General features: G+C 43.7%; 24 protein-coding genes. 1 reads left to right on the top strand and 23 read right to left on the bottom strand.

What is annotated here, in order from left to right:
- The first annotated feature begins 1 nt into the window (after position 1).
- Positions 2 to 1,252, top strand: coding sequence for a threonine ammonia-lyase IlvA (gene ilvA / locus ACEN9X_RS16455; RefSeq protein WP_413666169.1), 1,251 nt, complete (start codon positions 2 to 4; stop codon positions 1,250 to 1,252).
- Positions 1,253 to 1,466: 214 nt separating this feature from the next.
- Here the strand turns inward: ilvA and ftcD are convergent, their stop codons facing one another.
- The 23 genes from ftcD to ACEN9X_RS16340 form a co-directional block, all read right to left on the bottom strand.
- Positions 1,467 to 3,158 (bottom strand): glutamate formimidoyltransferase, encoded by a 1,692-nt coding sequence (ftcD, locus tag ACEN9X_RS16450; protein WP_413666168.1) that lies wholly within the window; start codon positions 3,156 to 3,158, stop codon positions 1,467 to 1,469.
- Positions 3,159 to 3,210: 52 nt separating this feature from the next.
- Entirely contained in the window at positions 3,211 to 4,437 is a 1,227-nt protein-coding gene (gene hutI, locus ACEN9X_RS16445; RefSeq protein ID WP_413666167.1) for an imidazolonepropionase, read from the bottom strand.
- Between the two features lie 225 nt (positions 4,438 to 4,662).
- The gene (hutU, locus tag ACEN9X_RS16440; protein ID WP_413666166.1) at positions 4,663 to 6,336 is read right to left on the bottom strand and encodes a urocanate hydratase; all 1,674 of its coding nucleotides are present in this window, start codon (positions 6,334 to 6,336) and stop codon (positions 4,663 to 4,665) included.
- Complete coding sequence (gene hutH / locus ACEN9X_RS16435) at positions 6,314 to 7,873, bottom strand: histidine ammonia-lyase (protein ID WP_413666165.1); 1,560 nt, start codon at positions 7,871 to 7,873, stop codon at positions 6,314 to 6,316. Before hutH ends, hutU begins: the two co-directional genes overlap by 23 nt.
- The gene (locus tag ACEN9X_RS16430) at positions 7,866 to 8,375 is read right to left on the bottom strand and encodes a MarR family winged helix-turn-helix transcriptional regulator (RefSeq protein ID WP_413666164.1); all 510 of its coding nucleotides are present in this window, start codon (positions 8,373 to 8,375) and stop codon (positions 7,866 to 7,868) included. Before ACEN9X_RS16430 ends, hutH begins: the two co-directional genes overlap by 8 nt.
- Before the next feature lie 246 nt (positions 8,376 to 8,621).
- Positions 8,622 to 9,449: a flagellar motor protein MotB gene (locus ACEN9X_RS16425; protein WP_413666163.1), complete on the bottom strand. Its 828-nt coding sequence runs from the start codon at positions 9,447 to 9,449 to the stop codon at positions 8,622 to 8,624.
- 13 nt (positions 9,450 to 9,462) lie between these two features.
- The gene (locus ACEN9X_RS16420) at positions 9,463 to 10,125 is read right to left on the bottom strand and encodes a DUF2461 domain-containing protein (protein ID WP_413666162.1); all 663 of its coding nucleotides are present in this window, start codon (positions 10,123 to 10,125) and stop codon (positions 9,463 to 9,465) included.
- A complete protein-coding gene (locus tag ACEN9X_RS16415; RefSeq protein ID WP_413666161.1) occupies positions 10,103 to 10,507 on the bottom strand; it encodes a DUF983 domain-containing protein in 405 nt (134 codons plus the stop codon). Before ACEN9X_RS16415 ends, ACEN9X_RS16420 begins: the two co-directional genes overlap by 23 nt.
- 53 nt (positions 10,508 to 10,560) lie before the next feature.
- Positions 10,561 to 10,839 (bottom strand): hypothetical protein, encoded by a 279-nt coding sequence (locus tag ACEN9X_RS16410; RefSeq protein ID WP_413666160.1) that lies wholly within the window; start codon positions 10,837 to 10,839, stop codon positions 10,561 to 10,563.
- A 25-nt stretch (positions 10,840 to 10,864) separates the two neighbouring features.
- Positions 10,865 to 11,440 (bottom strand): DUF420 domain-containing protein, encoded by a 576-nt coding sequence (locus tag ACEN9X_RS16405; RefSeq protein WP_413666159.1) that lies wholly within the window; start codon positions 11,438 to 11,440, stop codon positions 10,865 to 10,867.
- A gap of 6 nt (positions 11,441 to 11,446) precedes the next feature.
- Entirely contained in the window at positions 11,447 to 12,145 is a 699-nt protein-coding gene (locus ACEN9X_RS16400) for an SCO family protein (protein WP_413666158.1), read from the bottom strand.
- On the bottom strand, positions 12,145 to 12,486 hold the full coding sequence (locus ACEN9X_RS16395; protein WP_413666157.1) for a cytochrome C oxidase subunit IV family protein: 342 nt from the start codon (positions 12,484 to 12,486) through the stop codon (positions 12,145 to 12,147). The genes ACEN9X_RS16400 and ACEN9X_RS16395 overlap by 1 nt, the downstream gene beginning before the upstream one ends.
- Positions 12,487 to 12,499: 13 nt before the next feature.
- Positions 12,500 to 13,219, bottom strand: a complete 720-nt coding sequence (locus ACEN9X_RS16390; protein WP_090530134.1) for a cytochrome c oxidase subunit 3 — start codon at positions 13,217 to 13,219, stop codon at positions 12,500 to 12,502.
- Between the two features lie 21 nt (positions 13,220 to 13,240).
- Complete coding sequence (locus ACEN9X_RS16385; RefSeq protein ID WP_413666156.1) at positions 13,241 to 13,825, bottom strand: heme-copper oxidase subunit III; 585 nt, start codon at positions 13,823 to 13,825, stop codon at positions 13,241 to 13,243.
- A gap of 1 nt (position 13,826) precedes the next feature.
- Positions 13,827 to 14,690 carry a heme o synthase gene (gene cyoE / locus ACEN9X_RS16380; RefSeq protein WP_413666155.1) on the bottom strand — a complete coding sequence of 288 codons (864 nt, stop codon included), beginning with the start codon at positions 14,688 to 14,690 and terminating at the stop codon, positions 13,827 to 13,829.
- Positions 14,687 to 15,745, bottom strand: coding sequence for a COX15/CtaA family protein (locus tag ACEN9X_RS16375; RefSeq protein WP_413666154.1), 1,059 nt, complete (start codon positions 15,743 to 15,745; stop codon positions 14,687 to 14,689). Before ACEN9X_RS16375 ends, cyoE begins: the two co-directional genes overlap by 4 nt.
- A 137-nt stretch (positions 15,746 to 15,882) precedes the next feature.
- Positions 15,883 to 17,772 (bottom strand): cytochrome c oxidase subunit I, encoded by a 1,890-nt coding sequence (locus tag ACEN9X_RS16370; RefSeq protein ID WP_413666153.1) that lies wholly within the window; start codon positions 17,770 to 17,772, stop codon positions 15,883 to 15,885.
- A 20-nt stretch (positions 17,773 to 17,792) separates the two neighbouring features.
- On the bottom strand, positions 17,793 to 18,977 hold the full coding sequence (locus ACEN9X_RS16365; protein ID WP_413666152.1) for a cytochrome c oxidase subunit II: 1,185 nt from the start codon (positions 18,975 to 18,977) through the stop codon (positions 17,793 to 17,795).
- A 49-nt stretch (positions 18,978 to 19,026) separates the two neighbouring features.
- The gene (locus tag ACEN9X_RS16360) at positions 19,027 to 20,295 is read right to left on the bottom strand and encodes a quinol:cytochrome C oxidoreductase (RefSeq protein WP_413666151.1); all 1,269 of its coding nucleotides are present in this window, start codon (positions 20,293 to 20,295) and stop codon (positions 19,027 to 19,029) included.
- Positions 20,296 to 20,308: 13 nt separating this feature from the next.
- Entirely contained in the window at positions 20,309 to 20,893 is a 585-nt protein-coding gene (locus ACEN9X_RS16355; protein WP_413666150.1) for a c-type cytochrome, read from the bottom strand.
- On the bottom strand, positions 20,877 to 21,413 hold the full coding sequence (locus ACEN9X_RS16350) for a DUF3341 domain-containing protein (protein ID WP_091213026.1): 537 nt from the start codon (positions 21,411 to 21,413) through the stop codon (positions 20,877 to 20,879). The genes ACEN9X_RS16355 and ACEN9X_RS16350 overlap by 17 nt, the downstream gene beginning before the upstream one ends.
- 5 nt (positions 21,414 to 21,418) lie before the next feature.
- Entirely contained in the window at positions 21,419 to 22,891 is a 1,473-nt protein-coding gene (nrfD, locus tag ACEN9X_RS16345; protein WP_091165019.1) for an NrfD/PsrC family molybdoenzyme membrane anchor subunit, read from the bottom strand.
- 26 nt (positions 22,892 to 22,917) lie between these two features.
- Positions 22,918 to 25,980, bottom strand: coding sequence for a TAT-variant-translocated molybdopterin oxidoreductase (locus ACEN9X_RS16340; RefSeq protein ID WP_413666149.1), 3,063 nt, complete (start codon positions 25,978 to 25,980; stop codon positions 22,918 to 22,920).
- Between the last annotated feature and the right edge of the window lie 35 nt (positions 25,981 to 26,015).

Genomic DNA, 26,015 nt, shown 5'->3' with positions numbered 1-26,015 from the left:
AATGGAAACTGATACAAAAAGCCAGCTTGATTTTGAAGCGGCATACCAGCGGATAAAGGACGTTGTGAAACGTACACCGCTGCAATATAACGCCGGTCTTTCGGCAAAATATGAGTGCGAAGTTTATTTAAAACGCGAAGACCTGCAGGTTGTTCGCTCCTATAAGTTGCGCGGCGCATACAACATGATCAGTCAGCTAAATGATGATGAGTTGAGCCGTGGCGTGGTTTGCGCCAGCGCGGGTAACCATGCCCAGGGCGTAGCCTTTTCATGCAACAAAAAAAACATTAAAGGCGTAATTTTTATGCCCGAAATTACCCCCAAACAAAAGGTTAAACAAACCGCCATGTTTGGCAACGGTAATATAGAGATTGTACTTACCGGCGATACTTTTGATGATTGCCTGGCCGAGGCACTCGCCTATACCGAAAAAAACCAGATGACCTTCATCCCTCCTTTTGATGACTACCGTGTTATTGAAGGCCAGGGAACCGTAGGCGTTGAGATACTGCAGGACCTGCCAGATATTGAAGTGGCGATTATGCCCATCGGTGGTGGCGGTTTTGCTTCAGGAACAGGTACTTATCTTAAAAACAATGTCCCAAATATCCATCTGATAGGCGTTGAGCCGGAAGGTGCCCCATCAATGCTGGGCGCTATCAACCATGGTAAGCCCATTACATTAGATGAAATAGACCGTTTTGTTGACGGTGCCGCCGTTAAGCGTGTTGGAGCATTAACTTATGATATCTGTAAAGACATCCTGAACGATATGCTGCTGGTACCTGAGGGTAAAATTTGTACCACCATATTGAAACTTTACAACGAGGATGCTATTGTAGTTGAACCTGCAGGCGCGTTGTCAGTAGCGGCACTTGACGCTTGTAAAGAGCAGATCAAAGGTAAAAAGGTAGTTTGTATCATCAGCGGCGGTAACAATGATATTGCCCGGATGCAGGAGATCAAAGAAAAATCACTGTTGTACGAAGGCCTGAAACATTACTTCATCGTTCGTTTCCCGCAGCGCCCGGGTGCTTTGAAACTTTTTGTGAACAGTGTATTAGGCCCTGGTGACGATATTACCCGTTTCGAGTTCATCAAAAAGAATGAAAAAGAAAATGGTCCGGCGCTGGTAGGTATCGAATTAAAAAATGCCGAAGATTATCCTGCGTTATTACAGCGTATGCACGCACATCGTTTCAATGTTATTGAACTGAATAAGGATCAGACTTTGTTTGAGTATTTGGTGTGAGATAATTCCAAATCTTAAACTTGCTGTCCGTTTCTGGCGCAAGTCTTGTGCGATGGATTGAGGTCAGATGACTTGTGCTTCTTACAAATCATCTGACCTAACAGAAAGAGCTTACCAGGCACAAGTGAGCATTCCCACAGTCAGCCACACAACACTTGCGCCATTAGGAGAAGTTTTGAAAACTTCGTAAGTCTGTTTTCTTCATTAAACCAGACTACCCCAATCCTATCTTCCCGTTCACCAACTCAATGATCTCCGCCTCAAGCGCTACGGCTTTCCGCTCAATTTCATTGCCGCGGTAAATGATATCAATTACATAATCTTTATCCTTATAGCCCGAAGCGTTGATCTTTACGTTCATGAATGCACCTAATACCGCGGTACGGGCACAAAGGGCGGCCACACCGGCATCGGTTATAGAATTGGGGTTACCGGTCAGCGTCATTGCTTTAATTACCTCCATGCTATCTAAAGCGGCCTCCATTACTTTAAAAGGTATTTCAATAGCATAGCGGGTAGCATCCTGTATAGCTTTATCACGGGCAGCCTTTTCCTCATTGTTTGATTTGGGCAGGGCAAATGCCTCCATGATCTGGTTAAAGGCTGTGGTATCCAGGTCAACCAATACCAGCAATTCATTTTTAAATTGCTGACCTCTTTGTGCCCAGTCGCTAAATTCCCGCCAGCGGCTGTCCCATCCCTTTTTGTGCGAACTCAGGTTTGCCACCATGGTAGCCAGCGAAGCTCCTAAAGCACCAACAGCTGCTGAAATAGAACCGCCACCCGGTGCCGGGCTTTCGCTGGCAGTTTCATCAGCGAGGTCGGTTAGGCTCATGTTGATGAGCTTACTGTCGGCTTTATCTTTCAGTAAATACTCAATGATCCGTTCTTCCGGTTTAAATGGAGAGAGCTCATCCAGCCCCATCGATTTAATAGCGATCCTGATCAGCTCCTTTTCGCTTACCCCCACCGAGCGTTGCTGTTTCTCCAAAAAATACCTGCCTGCATCAAGCATCGCTTTCAATGGGATCAGGCCAACCAGCTCGCTGCCTGTCACCCTGATGCCGCGTGCAGCGGCTTTATCACACACTTCGTCAAATGCCTTATGAACCGGGGTAATGTTGATATTGGTCAGATTCATCGAGATCTGGGCAACGCCATATTCCTCAATAAACCAGCCAATAGCTTTTACCGCCTTCAATGAACCGGGAATTGTTTTGGCTTTGCCGTTTTCGTCATACACTATTTTACCATTGATCGGATCACCTTCGCGCAGGGTACGACCAGCCTCACGCACATCAAAAGCAATAGAATTTGCCCTGCGAACGGATGTAGTATTCAGGTTAACGTTATAAGCTACCAGAAAATCTCTTGCCCCAATTACAGTAGCCCCGCGTTTAACATCATTCTCTGCCGGACCGAAATCAGGTGCCCATTCCGGTTGCTTGATCTTTTTAAAGAAACCTTCGTATTCACCAGCACGGATCACCGATAGGTTGCTCCGGCTTTTGTTAGGTTGCGCAGCCTCATACAAATAAACCGGGATCTGCAATTCCTCTCCCACACGTTTGGCAAGTCGGGTTGCGTATTCTGCGGTTTCCTCCATGGTGATATTACTGATCGGTATCAGCGGACAAACGTCTGTTGCACCCATCCTTGGATGCTCGCCTTTTTGTTTGCTCATATCAATCAGCTCACCCGCTTTTTTAATGGCCAGGAAAGCAGCTTCAATTACCCTTTCCGGTTCACCAACGAAAGTTACAACCGTACGGTTAGTTGCCTTTCCCGGATCAACATTCAGCAGTCTCACTCCTTCAACAGACTCAACTTCGTCTGTTATCTGTTTGATGGTATCGAGGTTTACACCTTCGCTAAAATTGGGTACGCATTCTATTAATTTGGTCATTGGTTCATTAGTTCAATGGTTCATTGGTAGCTAAGCAAATCATAAAACCTGCTTAATCATTATTTTCAAACGTCCAAACCCGGACTGGCTTTAGTTTTCCTTGTTGATATAGTATCTCACGATAATCGTTACACGGATAAGCCTGCATATCGGCAAGTTTTCCTTTGGTTAATATGCCGCGGTCGTTTAGTTTTAACGCTTGTGATGCTCTAAAAGTTAAACCTGCAAAAACTTCGGCTGTGCTTAGTTTTTCGGAGGCAGCCATTATTGAAGCCTGCATCAGCAAATCGCCCATCGGGGCCGAGCCTGGGTTCCAGTCGCTGGCTATGGCGAGGCAAGCTCCGGCATCAAGCAAATTTCGGGCAGGAGCATAGCCCATTCCCAAACCCAGCGAAGCGCCGGGTAAAGTTACAGCAACAGTATCTGAATTGGCTAATAATTTTATCTCATAATCGCCGCTGGCTTCCAGGTGATCGGCCGAAGCGGCCCTTGCTTTAATTGCAACCTCGGTGCCACCGGTTGTAAACTGGTCAGCATGAACGGTAGCTTCAAAACCCATTTGCCTGGCTTTACTTAAGTAAAACAGGGCATCGCTTGTATTGAATGCGCTTTGTTCAATAAAAATATCAACCCGGTTGGCCAAACCCTGTTGTTTTATTTTCGGTAACAGATCATTTAACAGATATTTCAGATACCCACTTTCGGCACCATCAAAATCCTTTGGTTTGATATGCGCGGCAAGGCAGGTAGGGATAATATGCGCATGCGTTTTATCAGCCGCCTGCCGAATAGCCTTAAGCTGCTTTAACTCCTCTGTTACAGATAAACCGTAACCGCTTTTAACTTCAATAGTGATTACCCCTTCTGCTAAATGACGGGCTATCCGTTTCGTCAGCAAATTGATTAATTCCGTTTCAGTGGCTGCGCGGGTTTGCGTAACCGAATCCCAGATGCCGCCGCCCGATGCGGCAATCTCCAGGTAGCTTTTCCCTGCATTACGCATGGCGTAATCTTTAGCCCTGCTTCCGGCAAAACAGATGTGCGTATGGCAATCCACAAAGCCGGGCAGCAATACATGGTCGCCGGTAACTTCTTCCACTTGTGCAGATGGATAGTTTTTGCGGAGCTTTTCAAAATCATCAACAGCTAATATCACGCCGTCTTCAATCAGCACACCACCATTGGTAATGATGTGCAGTTGCTCGTCCCCTAAGGCTCCTTTAAGGGGCAAACCTGTTAAAGGAAGTATTTGCGTAAACGGACCTATCAGTTTTTTCATCGTTCTATCTTAAACCATCATTGCTTCGTTCCTACCCATGACAAGTTAAAACGTTTGTCATACTGAGGAACGAAGCATCTTCTTCGCCCTGTACAGCGGCTTTGCCTTTAGAAGAAGATCCTTCGCTATCGCTCAGGATGACAAAGAGTTATCGGGTCGATGTCATTTCACCTTCAGAGCGCGCCGAAGTTTAAAACCTGCAATGACTTTTTTATATTTTATGCTTTACCATACCTTTAGGTTAAACTTATCAGCCCATTCGGCAGCTTTATCATATCCCGCATCAGTATGTCTAAAGATACCCATGGCCGGGTCATTATACAGCACCCTTTTTAAACAGGTAGCTGCGCGATGGCTGCCGTCGGCCAGTACTACCATGCCGGCGTGCTGGGAATACCCCATACCTACACCGCCGCCATGATGGAACGAGATCCAGGTTGCGCCGCCTGATGCATTGGCCATTAGGTTGAGTAACGGCCAGTCGGATACTGCGTCTGAACCGTCAAGCATAGCCTCTGTTTCCCGGTTGGGCGATGCTACCGAGCCGCAATCCAGGTGGTCGCGACCGATCACTATGGGACCTTTTACTTTACCTGACGCTACCAGTTCATTAAATATCAGTCCGGCCTTTTCACGTTCGCCCATGCCCAGCCAGCAAATGCGGGCAGGTAATCCCTGGAATGCTATTTTCTCCCTTGCTTTTTTAAGCCAGGTGATTAATGGCTTATTTTCAGGGAAGGCCTCGATCAGCGCCTGATCAGTAGTATAAATATCTTCCGGGTCGCCGGATAAGGCTACCCATCTGAACGGCCCCTTCCCCTCACAAAACAGCGGACGGATATAGGCCGGTGTAAAACCCGGGAAGTTAAAAGCATCGGCCTCGCCGCCCTGCCGGGCAAACTCACGCAAGTTGTTACCATAGTCAAAAGTAATAGCTCCTTTGCTTTGCAGTTCCAGCATTAAGCCTACATGCCTCGCCATACTTTTCAGCGACCGCCGTTTATACTCTACCGCATCCTCTTTCCTCAAAGCGGCTGCCTCATTTAATGACAGATCATTAGGGATATAACCATTCAAGGGATCATGTGCAGATGTTTGATCGGTAAGCATATCAGGGATGATATTATCCTTCAACAGCTTTTCAAGCAGATCGCCTGCATCGCTTACCAAACCTACCGAAAGTGTTTCCTTTCTGGCGATGGCTTCTTTGATCCAGGCGATGGCTTCATCGTACGAATCCGTCATCCGGTCGATATATTTCGTGTCAACCCGTTTTTGAATCCGGGATGCATCAACATCGGCACCTAAAAATACAGCGCCTGCCATAGTCGCCGCCAATGGCTGAGCACCACCCATACCGCCTAAGCCGGCGCTTACAATGAGTTTGCCTGCCAGATCACCATTGAAATGTTGGTTACCACATTCCACAAAAGTTTCGTAGGTGCCCTGCAAAATGCCCTGCGTACCAATGTAGATCCAACTACCAGCCGTCATCTGTCCGTACATCATCAGGCCTTTTTCACGCAGCTCGTTAAAATGTTCCCAGTTGGCCCATGCAGGCACGAGGTTACTGTTGGCTATCAAAACCCGCGGTGCTTCAGGATGACTGCGGATAATTCCCACCGGTTTGCCCGACTGAATTAGCAACGAATGATATTCATCAAGTTCCAACAGCAACCCGATAATTTTACGGAGCGCCTCCGGGTTCCGGGCAGCCTGACCGATACCCCCGTAAACTACCAGTTCATCGGGGTTTTCGGCTACCTGGCCATCCAGATTGTTAAGCAGCATCCTGAGCGGGGCTTCGGTTTGCCAGCTTTTGGCATGAAGCTGCATGCCACGCGGTGCTTTATACACCGGGTGGTTGGCGTAGGTGTTAATAAATTCCGAACTCGTCATGACTTAAATCTATTTGGTGAGCAATAGCCGCTTCGCCTGCGGTTTTCAGCAGGGAGCCATCCATAATTAGTTTGTGAAGGCTGTTAATATCCAGAGCAAAAACGCGGTCATCCTGTATAAAATCAACATGCTGCCTTACCAATTGGTGGCAAACCTCAATAACCGGGGTTGATTTTAACGGTCTGCGGAAATCCATGGCCTGGGCTGCATATAACAACTCAATAGCCTGGATATATTCAATATTATCTATCACCTGGTGTAACTTCCGCCCGCTGATAGAACCCATGGATACATGGTCTTCTTGTCCAAGCGAGGTTGGCACGCTATCGGCACTGGCGGGGAAACACAGGGTTTTATTTTCGGTAACGAGGGCGGCGGTGGTATACTGCGGAATCATTAAACCCGAATTAAGCCCGGCATCATGCGTAAGCAATTTAGGCAAGCCATAGCGGCCTTCGCTCATCAGGTAGCAACGCCTGTCGGCAATGTTACCAATTTCGGCTGCTGCTGTAGTTGCATAGTCAAGCGGTAAAGCCAGGGGCTGTCCATGAAAATTGCCGCCACTAATGGTATCATCGGCATTAAAAATAACCGGGTTATCCGTAACTGAATTGAGCTCGATTTCAGTAAGCTCTTTCAGGTGCAGCCATGCATTACGTGACGCACCATGTACCTGCGGCATACAACGCAACGAATATGGATCCTGTACCCTGTCGCAGTTTATGTGTGACGAATTAATTTCAGATCCATCAAGTAAAGTAAACAGGCGATGAGCTACCATACGCGTACCTTTAAACGGGCGAATGTTATGCAGCCGCTCATCAAAGGGACGGATAGACCCCATCAACCCCTCTAATGACATAGCACCGATGAGGTCGGCACGGTTCAGGGCATCATCCAGGCGCTGCACAGCTTTAACTGCAAAAGCCAGGATAAACTGCGTGCCATTGATAAGGGCAAGGCCTTCTTTAGGTCCAAGTAATAAAGGCTGTAAACCGTGTTTGTTTAAAAGTTCTCCAGCCGGGAACCTTTCACCATTTTCAAATACTTCGCCCAAACCAATTAATGGCAAAAACAGGTGAGATAAAGGCGCCAGATCACCGGAAGCTCCTACTGAACCTTTTTCGGGAACAACCGGGACAATATCATTGTCGATATGCCAGATAATCCGCTCAAGCGTGGTAAGCGCTATACCCGAATAGCCTTGCGCCAAAGCATGCACCTTGGTGATCATCATAAGCTTCGCTATTTCCTGCGGGATGGGCTTACCAACACCCACGCTATGGCTTTTAAGAATATTGCTTTGAAGTAAACTTGTATCTTCTTCCGAGATCCGGGTATCGCACAAAGGGCCAAAACCGGTATTAATTCCATAAACCGGGTGGTGGCTGTGTACAATCTTTTCTACCTCACGCCATGAGGATTGGACCATATCTGCGGCTTCTTTGTTGATGATCCCTTTAGTTTTACCCGCAGCTATATCAAGGCAAATACCTATGGTAAGATGGTCGGTGCCGTAATTAAATATATTAGTCATTGCCGGCTGGTTTTAAATTGGTATTCAGTTTTTCAACGATATCATCGGCCAGTTTAGTTTGCCTGAAAACGTTTTCAAGCGCACTTATTGCCGGCAGTAATTGCTGGGCGGTTGCGTCTGCGGTTACAAGCTCAGCCATCGATAGGCTGATAGCATCCCAAACAGGTATTACCTGTTTCAACAAATCGCGGCCTTCGGCAGTAAGCGTAACCAATTGCCTCCTGCCGTCATCGGTACAAGTATCGGTACTTACCAGGCCTCTTTTTTTAAGGTTGGTAATGAGCTGACTTGCGGCAGGATGCGAAACCTCTATCTGTTCGCTTAATTCTTTGATAGATAAAGCGTCATTTTTCGACAATAAATAAAATACGGGAAACCAGCTGGCATCAAAATCGATACCCGCGGTTTGATAAGCACGGTTAATTTCGGCCAGAAAGGCTTCGCTCAACCGCCTTAAACGACTGCCTAAAACCAGATGCCCCAGGCTTTGATATAAATTCATGATGCAATTTATATAAGTGCTTATATAATTGCAAATTTATTTTCGGGGTTGTTCAAATGTAGAGACACATAATTGCGTCTCCCGCATACAAATTAAGATAGTTAAACCACTTCAAAGTGGCTTGTCCTGTGCGAGACGCATGTGATGCGTCTCTACATTAAAAAATTCAAACAGTTTCTCCGTAACGAGAAAGGAAAACATCTAAAACAAAAAAACTCCCGGCGGTTTGCCGGGAGCTTTCATTTATTACTTAGTGATCAGGTTGTATAACTCATCGAGCTTAGGGGTAAGCACGATCTCTATTCGCCTGTTCTTTGCGCGGGCTTCGTCGGTGCCGGTAGCATCTATCGGCTGAAACTCGCTCTTACCTGTTGCAGTAAGCCTGTGCGGGTCAACACCTTCTGTTTCGGTGAGATAGCGGGTTACCGAGGTAGCGCGCAATACGCTCAAATCCCAGTTATCTTTTATCTGGCCAAGGTTCTTCACCTTTTTATCATCAGTATGGCCTTCCACCGCCATATTGATATCTGGTTCCTTGTTAACTACCACTGCCAATTGCTTCAATGCAGCCTTACCCTTTTCATCAATAATGATACTGCCCGAAGGAAACAATAACTTATCAGCTAATGACACATAAACCTTGCCATTTCTGATATCAACCGTTAAACCGCTTTGCTGAAAGCCTAATAATGCTTTCTGCAATTTATCTTTCAGAGCATTGGTAGCCTCATCGCGCTTCTTCAAAATGTCTTCTACTTCCTTTAAACGGGCTTCACGTTTTTTCAGGTCAGCTGCCAATTTTGCGGTCTGAGCGGCCAATTCGTTAGCTTTTGATGATGTTGCATCCAGGTTACTGTTCAGCACATTGTTGTTGTTTCGCAGATCGGCAAGCTGGCGGTGAAGACGAGCTGTATCGGCCTGCAGCTGCGCAAGCTGTCCTTCCAGATTTGTTGTACGGGTAGCTAATGAGTCGCGTTCTGCCACAAGGGTTTTGTATGCTTTTGGCGACATTACCTTGCATGAGTACATTGTGAAACACACAGCAGCGGCTAAAAATGCATATCTAATTTTCATAGTTTATTGAGGGTTAAGAAAGGGCGTTCTTCAAAAATACATTAAGCGGATGGATCCTGCTGCACATATCAATCACAGTTTTTTCCAATCCGGGTTGGGTTAATTCTTTATCTGTAAGTTTATGCCAGCCCACAAAACTTTTTAGTTTTATCAGGTCGAGGTTTTCGTTATCGGCTTCATAACCTTTCGGCAATGACTTAAGCTGTTCCTGTTTCCTAAAGTCGCCAAATAGTTTAATAAACTCCTCATCATCTATGATCTTTTTCAGATCGGCAGCATTATAATCAATTTCCTGGCGAATAGCTTTCAGATGTGGTGCTTCGGGCATCCAGTAACCGCCGCCGATAAATGAATTGCCGGGCTGGATGTGCAGGTAATACTCAACCCCACCGCCCTTTAAGCCGGATGTTGGCAAACTTACCCCAAAGTTATTTTTGTAAGGCGCTTTATTTTTACTGAAGCGAATGTCGCGGTAAATGCGCATCACACATTTTTTGGCATCAAGATTTTCGTCCATGCCCACCTCAATTTTACGCACGCCCTCAAGCACCTTCGCCGTAAAATCAATTACATTTTCGCGGGCCTTATCGTAACGCTCTTTATTAGCAGCAAACCATTCTCGGTTATTATTTTCGGCGAGATCTTTTAAAAACTCAAGACTTTCCTGGTATATCATCGGTATCTAAATAGCTTTGGTAATGTATCTTGGGTGATAACCAATACAACAAAAACACACGCGAATATCTGAAATTTACAGGAGCAAGCGCAAAGCAACCAAAAATTATAGCGCCGAGATATAACCACGGCGAATCCTGGTTATGGGTAATCAAATAGGTAAGCCATGCTATCCCGAGAGCCTCGCCCACATTTAATGCATAACTCACGTACATGGCGGCATAAAAATAACCCGGCTCTATTTCAAAGAAAAGATTACAATGCGGGCAATTAAGGTTGATTTTATTAGAGAAACTGTAAGGGCTACCCTTAAACATATCGCCACGCCTGCAGCGCGGACATTTACATTTAAGCATAGCCCATGACTTTGGTGTTTGAGACACGATAAGTATCTTATAAGGTTACAAAGGCGGCCACTGATAACCGCAGTTGTTTATTAATTCAGATTAAGTTTTTCGGGACGCATTTCAAGCTTTACATCTTTACGACGGTATTTTTTGTACCAGATGTAACCACCTAATGCAACTGCAAAATAAGGTGCGCCTAATAAAAACAGGATACCGTTATTTAATCCCCTTGTTTTTGAGCTGCCGCTTTGAGCGTTGGTTTCAACCGTGGCGGCACATTGCGCACATTGGGCTTTTACCGGCTTACGGGCAATCAGCATAAGGCCAAGGGCCACTACAAAAAGGATAATCTTAAAACCTTGTTTCATAAGTACAAATTTAACCAATTATAAATTAAAAATGATAAAACGGGCGGATCATTAAATAAACTACCACACCACTTGCTGTAACATACAACCAGATCGGGAATGTCCAGCGTACCAGCTTGCGATGCTTTTCAACCTGCATTTGCAGCCCGCGGTGAAAACTCATTAATATTAACGGCAAAACTGCAGCCGCAAGTATAATATGGGGCGTTAAAATAGCCAGGTATATGGTACGTAAAGATCCGGCAGATGTCCGTTCTGCCTCCGACAATTGTCCGTCGCCATTAATGTCACCATAAACAATTTCATTACGCATCAGGTAATGAAATAATACATATGACGCCAGGAAAAGCGCCGAAAGGCAAAACGTAATAATATTAAGCCGTTTATGTAACGTGATATTACCTTGTTTAATTTGATATAGCGACAAAAGCAGCAATATGGTACAGGTGCCGTTCAGCATCGCGTTAAGCATAGGCAGATAGGGGGTAAAAGAAGGGGCAACGGCAGGGCCCGGGATAAGGTGCCGGTTTAAAAGAACAACAAGTGCAATTACAACTATGGTAACAACCGCTACAAAGCGGATTATAAATTTATCGCTCATGGCAAATTAATATAGGGGCTTATCAACTTTACGAAGTTCTTCGGCTATCAATACTTTTATCTCATCGTTGAGGCGGTTTACCTCTGGCGTAACCGCGGCCTTGTAATATCCGCGAATACGGTGTTCCTGATCAACCAATACAAAGTCATCGCTGTAAACAAAGTCGCCACCGGCTTTTGCGGCATTTACATAGAGGCCATTACGGGCAAAATTGTAAACCGATGAGGTATCTCCGCTGCACATCAGCCAACGGTTTGATTCGGGCTTAAACGTTTGCAGGTATTTACTTAATACTTCCGGGGTATCATGCTCCGGATCAACAGTGATGGTTAAAAAGTAAACCATCTTATTTTTATAATAAGTACCAACCAGCCAGCTCATGTTTTTGTTGATGGTTTGGCAAACGGTAGGGCAATTAGCGTAAAAGAAATTAATTACAAAAATCTTTCCTTTTAGGGTATTCAGTGTAACCGGCTCGCCTTCCTGGTCGGTGAGTTTAAAATCAGGGATAGTGTGGTAAATGGTATCAGGAATGTACTTGCCGTGAAACTTGTGGCCTGTTTTGGCAAGCACCTTCGGCCCGAAAACAGCGAGGGGTTTATACCTGTTTTTACCCTTTGCGGTAAGTAAATAATATAAAAATCCTGGTACTGCTAAGATGAGTACCAGGATTATGATCTTTTTTCCTATTGAAGCTTTGTTCATTAGAACCTTAAGTCAACCCAGTGGTGGCTTTCGTTTGTAAGTACCAGGATCAAACCTATTATGAATATCACGGGAATTGCGATTGACAATATCAGGCCCATTTTTTCAAATTTCAGGTGCATAAAATATGCAACTATATAAAATGCTTTAAACAATGTTAAAACGATGTATACAGGGTTGGCATACTTCAACAAATCCGGATGGTTGGGAACTATAGCAAGCGCGATAATAAACTCAATACAAGTAATAAAAGTTAATATTCCGGCTACCTGCCATATACGCTTTCTGCTCATGGTTTCGTGATCACCGTCGTGGTGAACTTCGTGCGATTCTGCTGACATATGTAAATGTTTTTTAAACTAAGTAAAAGAATGTAAATACGAATACCCAAACAAGGTCTACAAAGTGCCAGTACAAACCAACCTTTTCAACCATTAAATAACTGCCGCGTTTTTCGTATGTGCCCATTAACACGTTAACCGTGATAATAATGTTAATAATAACACCTGTAAATACGTGGAACCCGTGGAAGCCTGTGATGGTAAAGAACAAGTTAGCAAATTCCTGAGAAGTCATGTGCTGCACAGCTTCGGTACCGCCGGTAAATAATTTCTTCAACTCTTCTGCCGGAGGAACGCTACCCCACCAGAAACCTTCATGGTGTAAATGTCCCCATTCCAGAGCCTGGCAACCAAGAAACATGAAACCACCTATAACTGTAGCTATCATCCAGCCTACCACCTCTTTTTTAGCATTACGATGGCCCGCTTCTACAGCTAATACCATGGTAACAGAGCTTGCAATGAGGATGAAGGTCATTAAACCCACAAACACCAATGGCGCACCGTGATCAACTAATCCTGGTACAGATTGAAAAACTTTATCCGCACCTGGCCATACGCTTGCGCTGAAACGCAATGAACCGTAAGCTATCAATAACGATGAAAAGGTAAATGCATCCGAAAGAAGGAAAAACCACATCATTATTTTTCCGTACTCCACGTTGAACGGGGATCTTCCTCCCGACCAGGGCGAAGTTTTTACTTCGTCAATTTGTGAAACTGTTGTACTCATCTGTACTAATCTATGGGTGTATTAATTATGATTCAAAAGTAAAAAAACATACAGATAAATCCATATAATATCGAGAAAATGCCAGAAAATGGAAGTTAATTCCATCTTAAACATGTTCCTTACCTGAGGGATATTACGGTATGTACCTATAAGTGTATTTATTAGCAATAACAGCGCCGCAAAAATGTGTACCAGGTGTGCGCCAACAAAAACGTAAACAAACGAACGTGAAGCGTTAGGATCAACAAAATAAATCTGCATTTTGAAGGTCAACACATAGCAGGCGTAGATCTGTAAGGCAAAAAATGCCAGTCCTAAGCCCAATGTGATCCATAAATACAGCTTCTGTTTATCAAACTGCAATGCCTTGGCAGCTCTCGATGCTAAAAACAACGTGCCGCTGCTTAACACTATAACTATAGTGCTATATAAAAACGACTGGGGCATAATCACGTTTAACCCGTGACCGCTACCTCCCGAATAAACGATGAAACCACTGGTAAAAGCAGCAAAAAGCATAAACGATGTGAATATGAAGATCCACATATTAAACTTTTTGGCACCAAGGTTAAGCCTGTCGTTATCTTGTTCCATCCTTGCCATCATCTCACTTAACTATAAAATCTACTAAAAACATTATCTGAACTAACGGCAGGTAAAAAAACGAGCCGAACATTAATTTACGCGCCTCGGGTATTTGCCGTGTACGCAGCAGCATAAATGACTGGTATAAAAATATCAGGCTGCAGATAAGTGATACACCGCCAACCCAGTAACCGCCATAACCATAAATGGTTGGCAATAAACTCACAGGCACCAATATAACGGCAAATATAAATGTAATTACCGCACTTGTTAAATCTCTTTTGCCTGATGGTAATAACCTAAAACCGGCAAGCTTATAGTCATCGTCCAGTACCCATGCAATTGCCCAAAAGTGAACAAACTGCCAGATAAACTGGATAGAAAATAAAATTATTGCTATCTCATCTATCCTGCCATGTACCTGTGCAGCCACATAACCAATAAGCGGCGGCAAAGCCCCCGGAATTGCTCCAACAAATACTGCTATCGGCGATTTACGTTTCAAAGGTGTATAGGCAAACGCATATAATAAAATAGAGAACACCGATAACAAACCAGTTAATAGATTTAAGCTGCCTAACAGGTAAGTACCTGCCATACCCATTCCTAAACCCAATACCAACGCCTGTCCGGTGGTCATTTTACCTGAGGGGATGGGCCTGTCCATGGTGCGCTTCATCAGCTTATCCAGATCTTTTTCGATGATCTCGTTAAAAGCATTAGCTGCAGACGTAACCAGGAAACCACCAATAATCAATTTTACCCAATCAATCCAAATAATATGGCCATTGGCGCGGCTCCCTATTAAAAATGATATTGATGCCGAAAACACCACCAAAGAGGTAAGTCTCGTTTTAATCAGTTTCGAAAAATCAGCCCATTTCATCTGCTTACCTCCCTACCATTAACACCTTGAAATAAATTCAAAAGCAAATAAAATTGTGCCCCAAATATTAAACTCGCCAATACGATGTGAGCTGCCTGAGCAACCGGCGGCAATGCGAGATATGATAATAAGATCCCGGTAACTATCTGCAACGTGATCATCAAAAATGTAAAACTCATCAGCTGTTGCTGGATAGAATGCCTGTTAAAGCCTTTGCGGATCAACGCAAATAAAGCAACGTTCAATACCAACACCAAAATGGCGATGTCCCTGTGATGCTGAAATATCTCGCCGGCATTGGTAATCCAATCTTTACGATAACCACCTTGAAAGTGGTTGGCAACCGCATCTATCTTCTCCCGTACCTCGGTACCGAAAGCAATTTGCAGAATACTTACAAACAGCGCCACAAGGGTGATAATATAAACCAATGGAGATGTACCCGAAGTATTCTTTCCTGATATCCGGGCTACGTGATATGTGTAAATACAAATAGCCAAAATAGCAAGAGCCAAAAGCATGTGTACCGTAACTATCCATGCAACTAAATTGGTGGATACCACAATTGATCCTAACCACGCCTGAAAACCCACAAGCACAAGGTTGAAAATACTAAGAATTGCTATCCTCTTATCTGTTTTCCAATAACTAAAAGAAAAAACAACAGAAAGCAGAAGGAAAAACCCAGACAAAGCACCAATGAGACGATTGATATACTCAGTCCATGTTTTGCCCGCATTAAACTCTTCAGGTACAAGGATGGAGCGGTCTTCGCGGATACGTTTTGCCAGATCGCTGTAACCAAACACATCAAGTGTTTTTGCAAAACGCTGGTTCTTTTCAACGCGTTTGGCTACATATTTCTGCTTATAATCTTTAGGAAGATCAGTAAGATCAGTAGGCGGGATATACCTTCCGAAGCATTTTGGCCAGTCGGGGCAACCCATACCAGAACCTGAGCTACGCACAACACCACCGGCAAGAATCAAAACAAAGAGCAGAACAATGGTCGTAATATTGATCTTTTGAAACCTATTTTTTGCGGCTGTGCTCATCTAAATGTTTCTAAAAATTTAGGGTACCTCGTTAAGTCGGAAGTTCTAAGTTTTAAGTTCAAAGCTGCTTAACTTAGGACTTAAAACTTCCGACTTAAGACTTAACCGGTACCCTAAAAGATCAGATAAGTATTAATTTATTTTACTTGTTCGTTTGCTTTCAGCGTACTTGTAAACTTGTTTAGTTCTTCCAAACCTGCAGGATTGTCTTCAAAATCGTGTGGAAGGTTTGAGCTCATAGTTTGCGAGTAAGGAACAGTTTGAGGGATGTAATCCTCTTCTGCGCCCGGTTTGCTGTAATCATATGGCCAACGGTAAACAGTTGGAATTTCGCCTGGCCAGTTACCGTGTAAGTGCTCAACAGGAGTAGTCCACTCAAGGGTATTTGACTCCCAAGGATTTTGAGTCGCTTTTTGTCCTTTGAATATGGATACAAAGAAGTTATAAAGGAAACCAAACTGTGTAAGTGCAGCAATAATAGCAGCCCAGGTAACAAATGTATTTATGGTTAACCATTTTTGCATTGAAGCAAATTCGGTGAAGGCATAATACCTACGTGGCACACCGTCAAGACCCATAAAGTGCATTGGGAAGAACACCAGGTAAGCACAGATAAATGTTAACCAGAAGTGCAGGTAACCCAATTTCTCGTCCATCATACGACCGAACATTTTAGGGAACCAATGGTAAACACCTGCAAGCATACCAAATATAGCTGCAGAACCCATTACCAGGTGGAAGTGGGCAACCACAAAGTAAGTATCATGTAAATTGATATCCAAAGTAGCATTACCCAGGAAGATACCTGTTAAACCACCTGAAATGAAGAACGATACCATCCCGATAGCGAACAACATAGCAGGTGTAAACCTGATGTTACCGCGCCAAAGTGTAGCTAACCAGTTAAATGTTTTTACTGCCGATGGTACCGCAATGATCAAAGTAGTAATCATGAACACACCACCCAGGAACGGATTCATACCTGTAACAAACATGTGGTGGCCCCATACGATGAACGATAATACAGTGATACCAATCAGGGAGTAAACCATCGCGTGGTAACCAAAGATTGGTTTCCTTGAGTTTACCGACATTACCTCAGATGAGATACCCATCGCAGGCATAATAACGATATATACTTCCGGGTGACCAAGGAACCAGAATAAGTGCTGGAACAGGATCGGGCTACCACCTTCAAATGGTTGCTGTACACCGTTTAATACGATATCAGATAAATAGAAGCTTGTACCAACGCTGCGGTCAAATATCAACAATACCACACCGGCTACTAAAACCGGGAAAGCAAGGATACCTAAAATAGCAGTAAGGAATAAAGCCCAGATAGTTAAAGGCATTTTCCAAAGGTCCATACCTTTTGTACGCATGTTTAACACAGTACTTACGTAGTTGATACCACCCATTAATGATGATGCTACGAACAGTACCATACTGATCAGCCAAAGGGTCATACCTTCACCTGAACCCGGCATTGCTTTAGGTAATGCAGATAACGGCGGGTAAATTGTCCAGCCACCACTGGCAGGGCCTTTTTGTACAAAGAAAGATGACAACATGATAACGCTGGCTAAAAAGAAGAACCAGTATGAAAGCATGTTCATGAAAGGCGAAGCCATATCACGCGCACCTACCTGCAATGGAATTAATAAGTTGGCAAAAGTACCGCTCAAGCCGGCAGTTAGTACAAAGAATACCATGATAGTACCATGTATGGTAACCAAAGCAAGGTAAAAATCGGGACTGATACGACCGTTAGGTGCAAAACGACCTAACAAAGTTGTTAACAGCGGGAATGTTTTATCAGGGTAAGCAAGTTGGATCCTAAACAGGATTGACAAAATCATCGCGATAACCGCCATAGTAATACCTGTGATCAGGAATTGCTTGGCAATCATCTTGTGGTCCATGCTAAATACATATTTAGACAGGAATGATTGGTCATGGTGGTGTTCGTGACCGTGTTCGTCGTGGTGTGTTCCTGCGTGGTCGTGAACTGCTAATGTTGACATATCTATCTTTCTTATCTTTATTAATTATTTAACGCTAACCTATTTGTTGAAGCACCGCTTTGTGCATTGTCTGCTGAAGCAAAATGAAGCTCTTTTCTTAAAGCATCATTTAGGTAAGGCTTTTGCCTTGACAGCCATGACTGATATTCAGCTTCGGTAACAACACGTACAACTTTTTGCATGTTGTAGTGGCTTCCACCGCATATTTTGTTGCAGTAAAGGGAATATTCAAATTTAGGGTCGTCCAATTTTGTACGCATCTCTGCGGTAGTAATAGTCGGGGTAAATTTAAAGAAGGTTGGTAAACCTGGTACTGCGTTCAACTGAACCCTGAAGTGAGGCATATAAACGCTATGGATCACGTCCTGTGCAAGGATATTCAACCTGATTGATTTATTAACCGGTAAGTACATGGTATCTACCTTTAAATCGTCAAAGCTGCTTTTCTTTTTGAAGTTAACACCCAGGTTATTTGCACCTGTAACCAAACGAAAATCTTTAGGGCCTAAAACGCCGTCCTTACCAGGGTAACGTAATTCCCAGGCAAACTGGTGACCGGTTACATCGATATTGATATCGCCTGTAAGATTTTCGCTGTTCATGATCTTCTGCCAGGTAAAGAAACCAAACACAACCAGGATAGTCAGAACGATAGCTGGTGCAATTGTCCAAACTTTCTCAATGGTATTATTGTGCGGCAAAAAGTGTGCACGACGTTTATCAGAATGACGGTATTGGAACAGGAATGTGAACAGCAGGATCTGGGTAACAAAAAATACTATCATTGTTAAAACAGTAGTGACGGTAAACATCTCATCTATTTTAACACCATGTGCCGAAGCTGCTTCAGGTAAAGTCATACTGCCTTGTTCGGTAAATGACCAGTAAGCGCCATAAAGACCGGCAACAAGGAAAACGATGCAAATTACTGCCATCACGGTATTCCACTTGATACCTTTTTTACCCTGCATTTTCAAGGTAAGATCATAAACCTTAAGGATTTTGCCAACAATAGCAACACCTAAGCAGATCAGGAAAAATATCAGCACATAATATGCAACCCCGGTCCAGTCAACTTTGGGGGCTTCCTCCTGGGCTGCACCGGCAGCCGCAGTTTGCGCCATCAGCAGGTTTGTGCCCAGGAGCATAAACGCAGCGAAGAACGATAGTAGTTTTTTAGAATTTATTAGTTTTCTGAATCCCATTTTAGTAAGCTGTTTGGTATTCTGTATTTTGGTGCAAATGTAATAATTATTATATGTGATGATGAAGGCTTTCCTGTAAGAACGGGTGTTTTTTAGGAACCAGCGATTTGAACTTGGTTAAAGCTGTCATCGCGGTGAAGGTGAATAAACCTCCGAAGCCTAAGAACACGCCTATCTCAATCGGGCCAATCTCAGTTAACCATGATGAAGTTGGACCAACTGTACCAGGCATAATCATCATAAAGTAATCTAACCAGTGACCAACAATCAGGATGATACACATAATCTCAACTGTACGATAGATACGTTTAGAATCACGTGACATCAACACCAATAAAGGAGTAAGGAAGTTGATAACGATATTGATCCAGAACCACGGTTTAAATTCAGGCTCCCAGCGTTTAAAGAAGTAAACAGTTTCTTCAGGCATGTTAGCGTAGTAGATCAGCAAGAATTGAGCAAACCATACGTAAGTCCAGAAGATAGAGAAACCGAAGATAAATTTGGTTAAGCTGTGCATGTGGTCTTCTGAAACCCATTCAAAGTAACCAATACGTTTTAACCTGATCAGCGTAAGTGTAATAACAGATAATCCGCTTACCCACATTGCTGCGAAGTTGTACCAGCCAAACATGGTTGAGAACCATTCCGCCTCTAATGACATGATGGTATCGAAAGCGTATATAGGCGTAGTGAAACCAAAGATCACCAGGAACAAACATGACATGTTAAAGCTCTTTTTATAGTAAAACATGCCACCCAAATCATCCTCAGCCTCAGAGTATTTAGCCAATAATCGACCGAATATGCAATATGAACCAAGGAAGCAGATCAAACGGATCACAAATCCAACTTTGTTCATGTAACCTGATTTACCAGCGATAATAGCGTTGTAATTTTCGCTATGAGGATCAGTAACGCCAACAGCAGCCCAAATCTTATATAAGTAAGGAGCAACAACCTGCTTACCTTCTTCGTTGGTTACTGTATGTGTTAATGAAAACCCGGCGATAACAACAATAATTAGAGAAATTGCAGCAATAGGTAAAACTTTACCAAAAGCCTGCGGAATTCTGATCATCGATGCAGACCAGCCAGCCTGTGCTGCATACTGTACGGCGCAAAAGAAAATACCGCACATACAAACCGCAGCAAAGTAATAGGTCATTAGCAACAGGTTGGCAAACGTACGCTCGGTATAACCAAGCGCAAAGCCACCAAGTATGGCAACCAAACCAATCACGATGCATATCAAGCTCCATGTTTTGGCTTTGCCGACAAATTCGTATTGCCCGTCAAAATTATTATGAGTCTTCATTAATATCTTTTTCTTATAAGGTTTGTAAATGGTGAACATACATGATCACTTTCCAGCGTTCTTCGGGAGCAAGCTGAGAAGCGTATGAACCCATAGCATTTACACCGTAAGTAATGGTATGATAAATTTTACCGTCTGTAAGGTCTTTCATGTTACCACCGCGTGATGACTGGCCTTTTGAATACGATGGAGGCGCCGGATAACCGTGCTGAACCACCAATCCGTCACCCTGACCGTTAACACCATGGCAAGGAGAGCAGAAATGCTCAAATAAAATCTTACCGTCGGCGTAGTTAGCCTGGGTTTGCGCCAGTACTGATTTAACCTCAACGCTGGCTAATTCATAACCTTCTTTGGTATTTGGATAATCAAATTTGGTAAAGCCAACCGGGATAGTTCCCGCAGGTGGTACCTGTGCAGTTTTACCATCTTTAAAATTGTTATTTTTTTGATCCGGATCGTATGCCAAATGCTCGTACATATTAGGTGCATACTCCCAGCCGGTACTTCTTTTATCCTTGCACGATGTAAAAACTATCGAAGCAGCGATAATAGTAACAATTGTTCCTAATATTTTAATTTTATTCATAGCTAACATATTTTCTGTCGTTATGCTTAACTTCTGTAGCGCCCGCTTCTTTTAGTAAATTAGTTATATCGTCGTGAGGAATGCTTCCTTTAGCGTTAATTGCAATTACAAACTTATCGTCAGTTGCACGCAGGTCCATTACCCTTGGCGCACGGCCCGGGAACAGGTGACTTGCAAAGAAGAAGGTAAATGTCATACCAAACGAGGTCCACAATACCGTCCACTCAAATGTAACCGGGATAAAATCCGGAATAGCGAAAAAGTTTTTACCACCGATGTTGATAGGCCAGTCATGAACCAGCATATAATAAACCATGCTGAACATAATGGTGCCACCTAAACAACCGAACATAAATGCTGCATAACCAAGACGCGAATCTTTGATGTTTAATTTAGCCTCGATACCATGGATAGGCATAGGTGTATAAACGTCATAAATAGGTACGCTGTTCTTTTGCAGCTTATCAATCCCGTGCATCATATCATCGGGATCATCAAAAACGCCTAATATATATTTAGTGCTACTCATTAGTATTATGCTTTTAAGTATTCAGACTGTTCAACACTATCAAATTTCTCCAGCGAAGCGATATAAAACTCTGCTTCGGCAGGTACAACATGGCCTTCGTCCATAAGTTTTTTCTTAGCCTGCTCGCTTGAGCTTTTCAGCAGTAATTTCACCTCGGCCATAGCCACTGAAGGTAACACCCTGATGAACAGCAGGAACATAGTAAAGAATACACCGATTGAACCGATGAACACGCTCACGTCAACCCAGGTTGGATAGAACATAGCCCAGCTTGATGGTATAAAGTCGCGGTGCAGTGATGTAACGATAATTACAAAACGTTCAAACCACATACCGATGTTAACCACGATTGATAATACCCATGACAAAGGAATGTTGGTACGGATCTTTTTAAACCAGAACAACTGCGGGGTGATTACGTTACAGGTCATCATGCTCCAGTAAGCCCACCAGTACGGACCGGCGATACGGTTTGCGAAAGCATATTGCTCGTACTCGTTTTGTGAGTAGAAAGCGATGAACAACTCTGTTAAGTAAGCCACACCTACTATCGAACCTGTTAACATGATAATCTTGTTCATCGATTCGATATGGAACATGGTGATATAGTTTTCCAGGCCTAAAACCTTACGTGCAATAAGCAACAGGGTTTGTACCATGGCGAAACCTGAGAAGATCGCACCAGCAACGAAGTATGGAGGGAAGATGGTAGTGTGCCATCCCGGTTCCAGTGAAGTTGCAAAGTCCATTGATACGATGGTGTGTACCGAAAGTACCAGTGGGGTTGAAACACCTGCCAGGATCAACGATACTGTTTCAAAACGCTGCCAGGTTTTTACTGAACCTGTCCAGCCGAATGAAAGTACCGAATAGATACGGCGGCGGATACCTTGAGCACGGTCACGGATGGTAGCGATATCAGGCAATAAACCTGTGTACCAGAATACCAATGAAACCGAGAAGTATGTTGAGATCGCAAATACGTCCCAGATAAGCGGTGAGTTCCAGTTTACCCATAACGAACCGTATTGGTTTGGTAGCGGTAAGGAATAAACAGCCATCCATGGACGGCCCATGTGAGCGGCGATATAAGTAGCCGCACAAATTACCGCAAAGATGGTCATCGCCTCGGCCGAGCGGTTAATGGAGTTACGCCAGTTTTGACGGAAGAGTAACAATACGGCAGAGATTAGCGTACCGGCGTGACCGATACCTACCCACCATACGAAACCGGTAATGTCCCAGGCCCATCCTACTGTTTTGTTCAGGCCCCACTCACCTAAACCGAACCAGAAAGTCCAGCTGATCGCGAAAACCCAAAGTGAGGCGCCAAGCGAAGCCACACTAAAACCGATCCACCAGGCTTTACCCGGCATATTTTCTACAGGGCGTAATACATCATTCGTAATTTTTGCATACGTGATGTCCTTACCCGTAATTAACGGTTCCCTTATTATTGATTCACTATGAGATGCCATATATCTTAATCTCTGTATATAAAAATTTATGCCTGAGCTTCAGTTTCTATTATATTTCTAACTTTTGTCTGGTAACCAATACCTGGCTGTACGTTAAGTTCTTCAAGCACGTAGTAAGTTCTTTCACTTGCAAGTGCTTTTGAAACTTCAGAGTTAGGATCATTTCTGTTACCGAACACGATAGCGTTGGCAGAACATGTTTGCTGACAAGCCATTTTGATTTCGCCATCTTTAAGCGGGCGCTTTTCAATTTTAGCTTTCAGTTTACCAGCCTGGATACGTTGGATACACATTGAACATTTTTCCATAACACCACGGAAACGTGTAACCACATCCGGGTTAAGTACTAATTGTGTATGCTCACCTTGCAGGTAGTTGTCAAAACGTGCATCGTTCCAGTAGTTGAACCAGTTAAAACGACGTACTTTGAACGGACAGTTGTTAGCGCAATAACGGGTACCTACGCAACGGTTGTAAGCCATGTGGTTTAAACCTTCAGACGAGTGAACGGTAGCTAATACCGGGCACACAGTTTCGCAAGGTGCGTGGTCACAGTGCTGGCAAAGCATTGGCTGATGCACAACCGATACATTGTCAAAGTTTTCAAGCTTATCAATTTCCTTTTCTTTGGTAACTGCTTCTTCGCTGTTGCCGTGGTCATTGTAGCTATAGTAACGGTCGATACGGATCCAGTGCATTTCACGACGACGTGAAACTTCATCTTTACCTACAACCGGAATGTTATTTTCTGCAGAACATGCAACCACACAGGCACCGCAACCGGTACATGCGTTTAGGTCGATAGCCATTACCCAATCATAAACAGGGCGATCATGATTATCCCAAAGTGATTCAGCATTGTAATCTTTACGACCATGCTCGTTACCGCTGCCTGCTGCAGGATTCTTTTTGTACTCAACAAAAGTAGCCTCGCGGATCACGCTCCTGCCCTCATATGAGTGGTGGGTTTGTGTTTGTGCAAGCGGCGATTTGTAACCTGCCGATTTAAATGAAGCTACAGCAGCAGTTTGGAAAGTACCATTGCTTAAGCTAAAGAATGGGAAGGCATTTTTACCAACATTATTACCAACCGGACCAGCATTTGTACGGCCGTAACCAACAGCAACTGATAAGGTGCCTTGTGTTTGACCTGGCTGAGCCAATACCGGCAACTCAACTGAGTAACCATTAGCTTCAATTTTGATCACGTCACCTTCTTCCAGTTTCAATTTCTTCATATCAGAAATTGACATGGCAGCAAAGTTATCCCAGGTAACTTTTGAAACCGGATCAGGAAGCTCCTGTAACCATGGGTTGTTGGCACGTTTACCATCACCTATAGCCTGGCTTACATAAAGTTGTAATTCAAATTTGTCGCCATCTGCGGCAACAGCTTTGCTCTGGGTTAATATTTTTTGTGTTACACCGGCAAGGTCAAGGCTAAAGCTGTAAGCGCCCGCTGTTGCAGGAGCAGCTATCACCATACCTGTTTGCAACAGGGTTTCCCAGCCTTTTTGGCCAGATAAGCCACCTTTTGCCAACAAACCTGCATCCCAGGTTTTGCGTACGTAAGTGTAATAATCTTTGATTGGGTTTTCCATCCAAACCAGTAAGCTATGCTCGGCCTGGCGAGTGTTGTAAACCGGGTTAATTGTTGGCTGAACTACAGTGTAATAACCTTCAACAGCGTTAGCATCGCCCCAAGTCTCTAAATAGTGGTGGTTTGGAGCATTAACTGTAGCCAATAAAGCTGTTTCGTCGTCATGATCAGCAAATGATACTGTTAAACGAACGTTTTTAAGCGCCGCTTTAAATTCATCATTTTTATAGTAATCGTAAGCAGGGTTAGCATTCAGGAAGAATACAGCACCAACATCACCGCGTTTTACTTCGTTTACAAACTCAACAAATGCAGCGTCGTTACCGGCGTATTGTTTTGAAGGGTTATCCAAATCGATAGTAGTACCGTAGCTACCTAATAAGGAGTTGATAGCGTTTACCAATACTTGTGTAGCAACATCGTTTGAACCTGAAACAACCAATGCTTTACCTTTAGCAGCTACTAATTCTTTAGCAGCTAACTGAATAGCAGTATCAACTTTTTTGCTGCCGGTTGCTTTTGAACCAGGTAAAGTAGTACCTGATATTGCATTGTAAAGGTTTATTAATGCAACACCAATTTCCGATGGTTTGGTTGTGATACGGGCATCGGCATTGGTACCGGTCATGCTCATACCAGTTTCAAACTGAATGTGGCGCGACATTTTTTTGTTTGCCAGCGATTTGCTGTTACGGTTTGAAACGTACTGGCGGGTAAACTCTTCGCCAGAGATCCATGTACCTAAGAAATCAGCACCGAAACTTACAATTACATCGGCTTTATCAAAGTTGTAGTGAGGCAATACTGCTTTACCAAAACTGTTTTGATTGGCCTGAATGATACCGGTGTATGAAACCGCATCATAATTGATATGTTTTGTAGTAGGGTATTTAGCGATGAACTCGGCAATAACTGCTAAAGTTGAAGGGCTGTATACAGTTGAAGTAACCAAACGGATACCTTTACCTGCTGCAGCAACAGCTGCAAGCTCTTTCATTACATAAGCGTCAACCTCGGCCCAACCGGCTTCGCTACCTTTTAATTTAGGATCTTTTAAACGGTTAACATCATACAGGTCAAGTACCGAAGCCTGGGCCTGTGCACTTAAACCGCCTTTTGAAAACACGTCGTTAGGGTTACCTTCAACTTTGATAGGGCGGCCTTCGCGGGTTTTAACCAGGATAGCCTGACCTTCGTAAGTTGAAGAGTAATAGTTAGCCACACCCGGCGTAACCTCTTCAGGTTTAATCAGGTATGGAATGGATTTATGCACCGGCACTTTCTGACAAGCTGCCAATGTAACTGCTCCAACACCAAAGCCAAGTGCCTTTAAAAAGTCACGACGTGGAGTTTTAGCTGACAAACCAGATCCGCTAAGCACTTCCTCGATAGGAATTGGCTCTGCAAATTCGTTTTTATTTTTCTCAACAAATTCTGGTGTTCTGTTTAGTTCTTCTAAACCTTTCCAGTATTTTTTATTGCTGTCCATTTAAGCTATATAAACTGTAATGCTAAATTCTTTTT

This window comes from Mucilaginibacter sp. Mucisp86 (assembly GCF_047324315.1).
GTDB lineage: Bacteria > Bacteroidota > Bacteroidia > Sphingobacteriales > Sphingobacteriaceae > Mucilaginibacter.
Note: the sequence above shows the minus strand (reverse complement) of the source record. Positions and strands in the feature narration are given on the sequence as shown.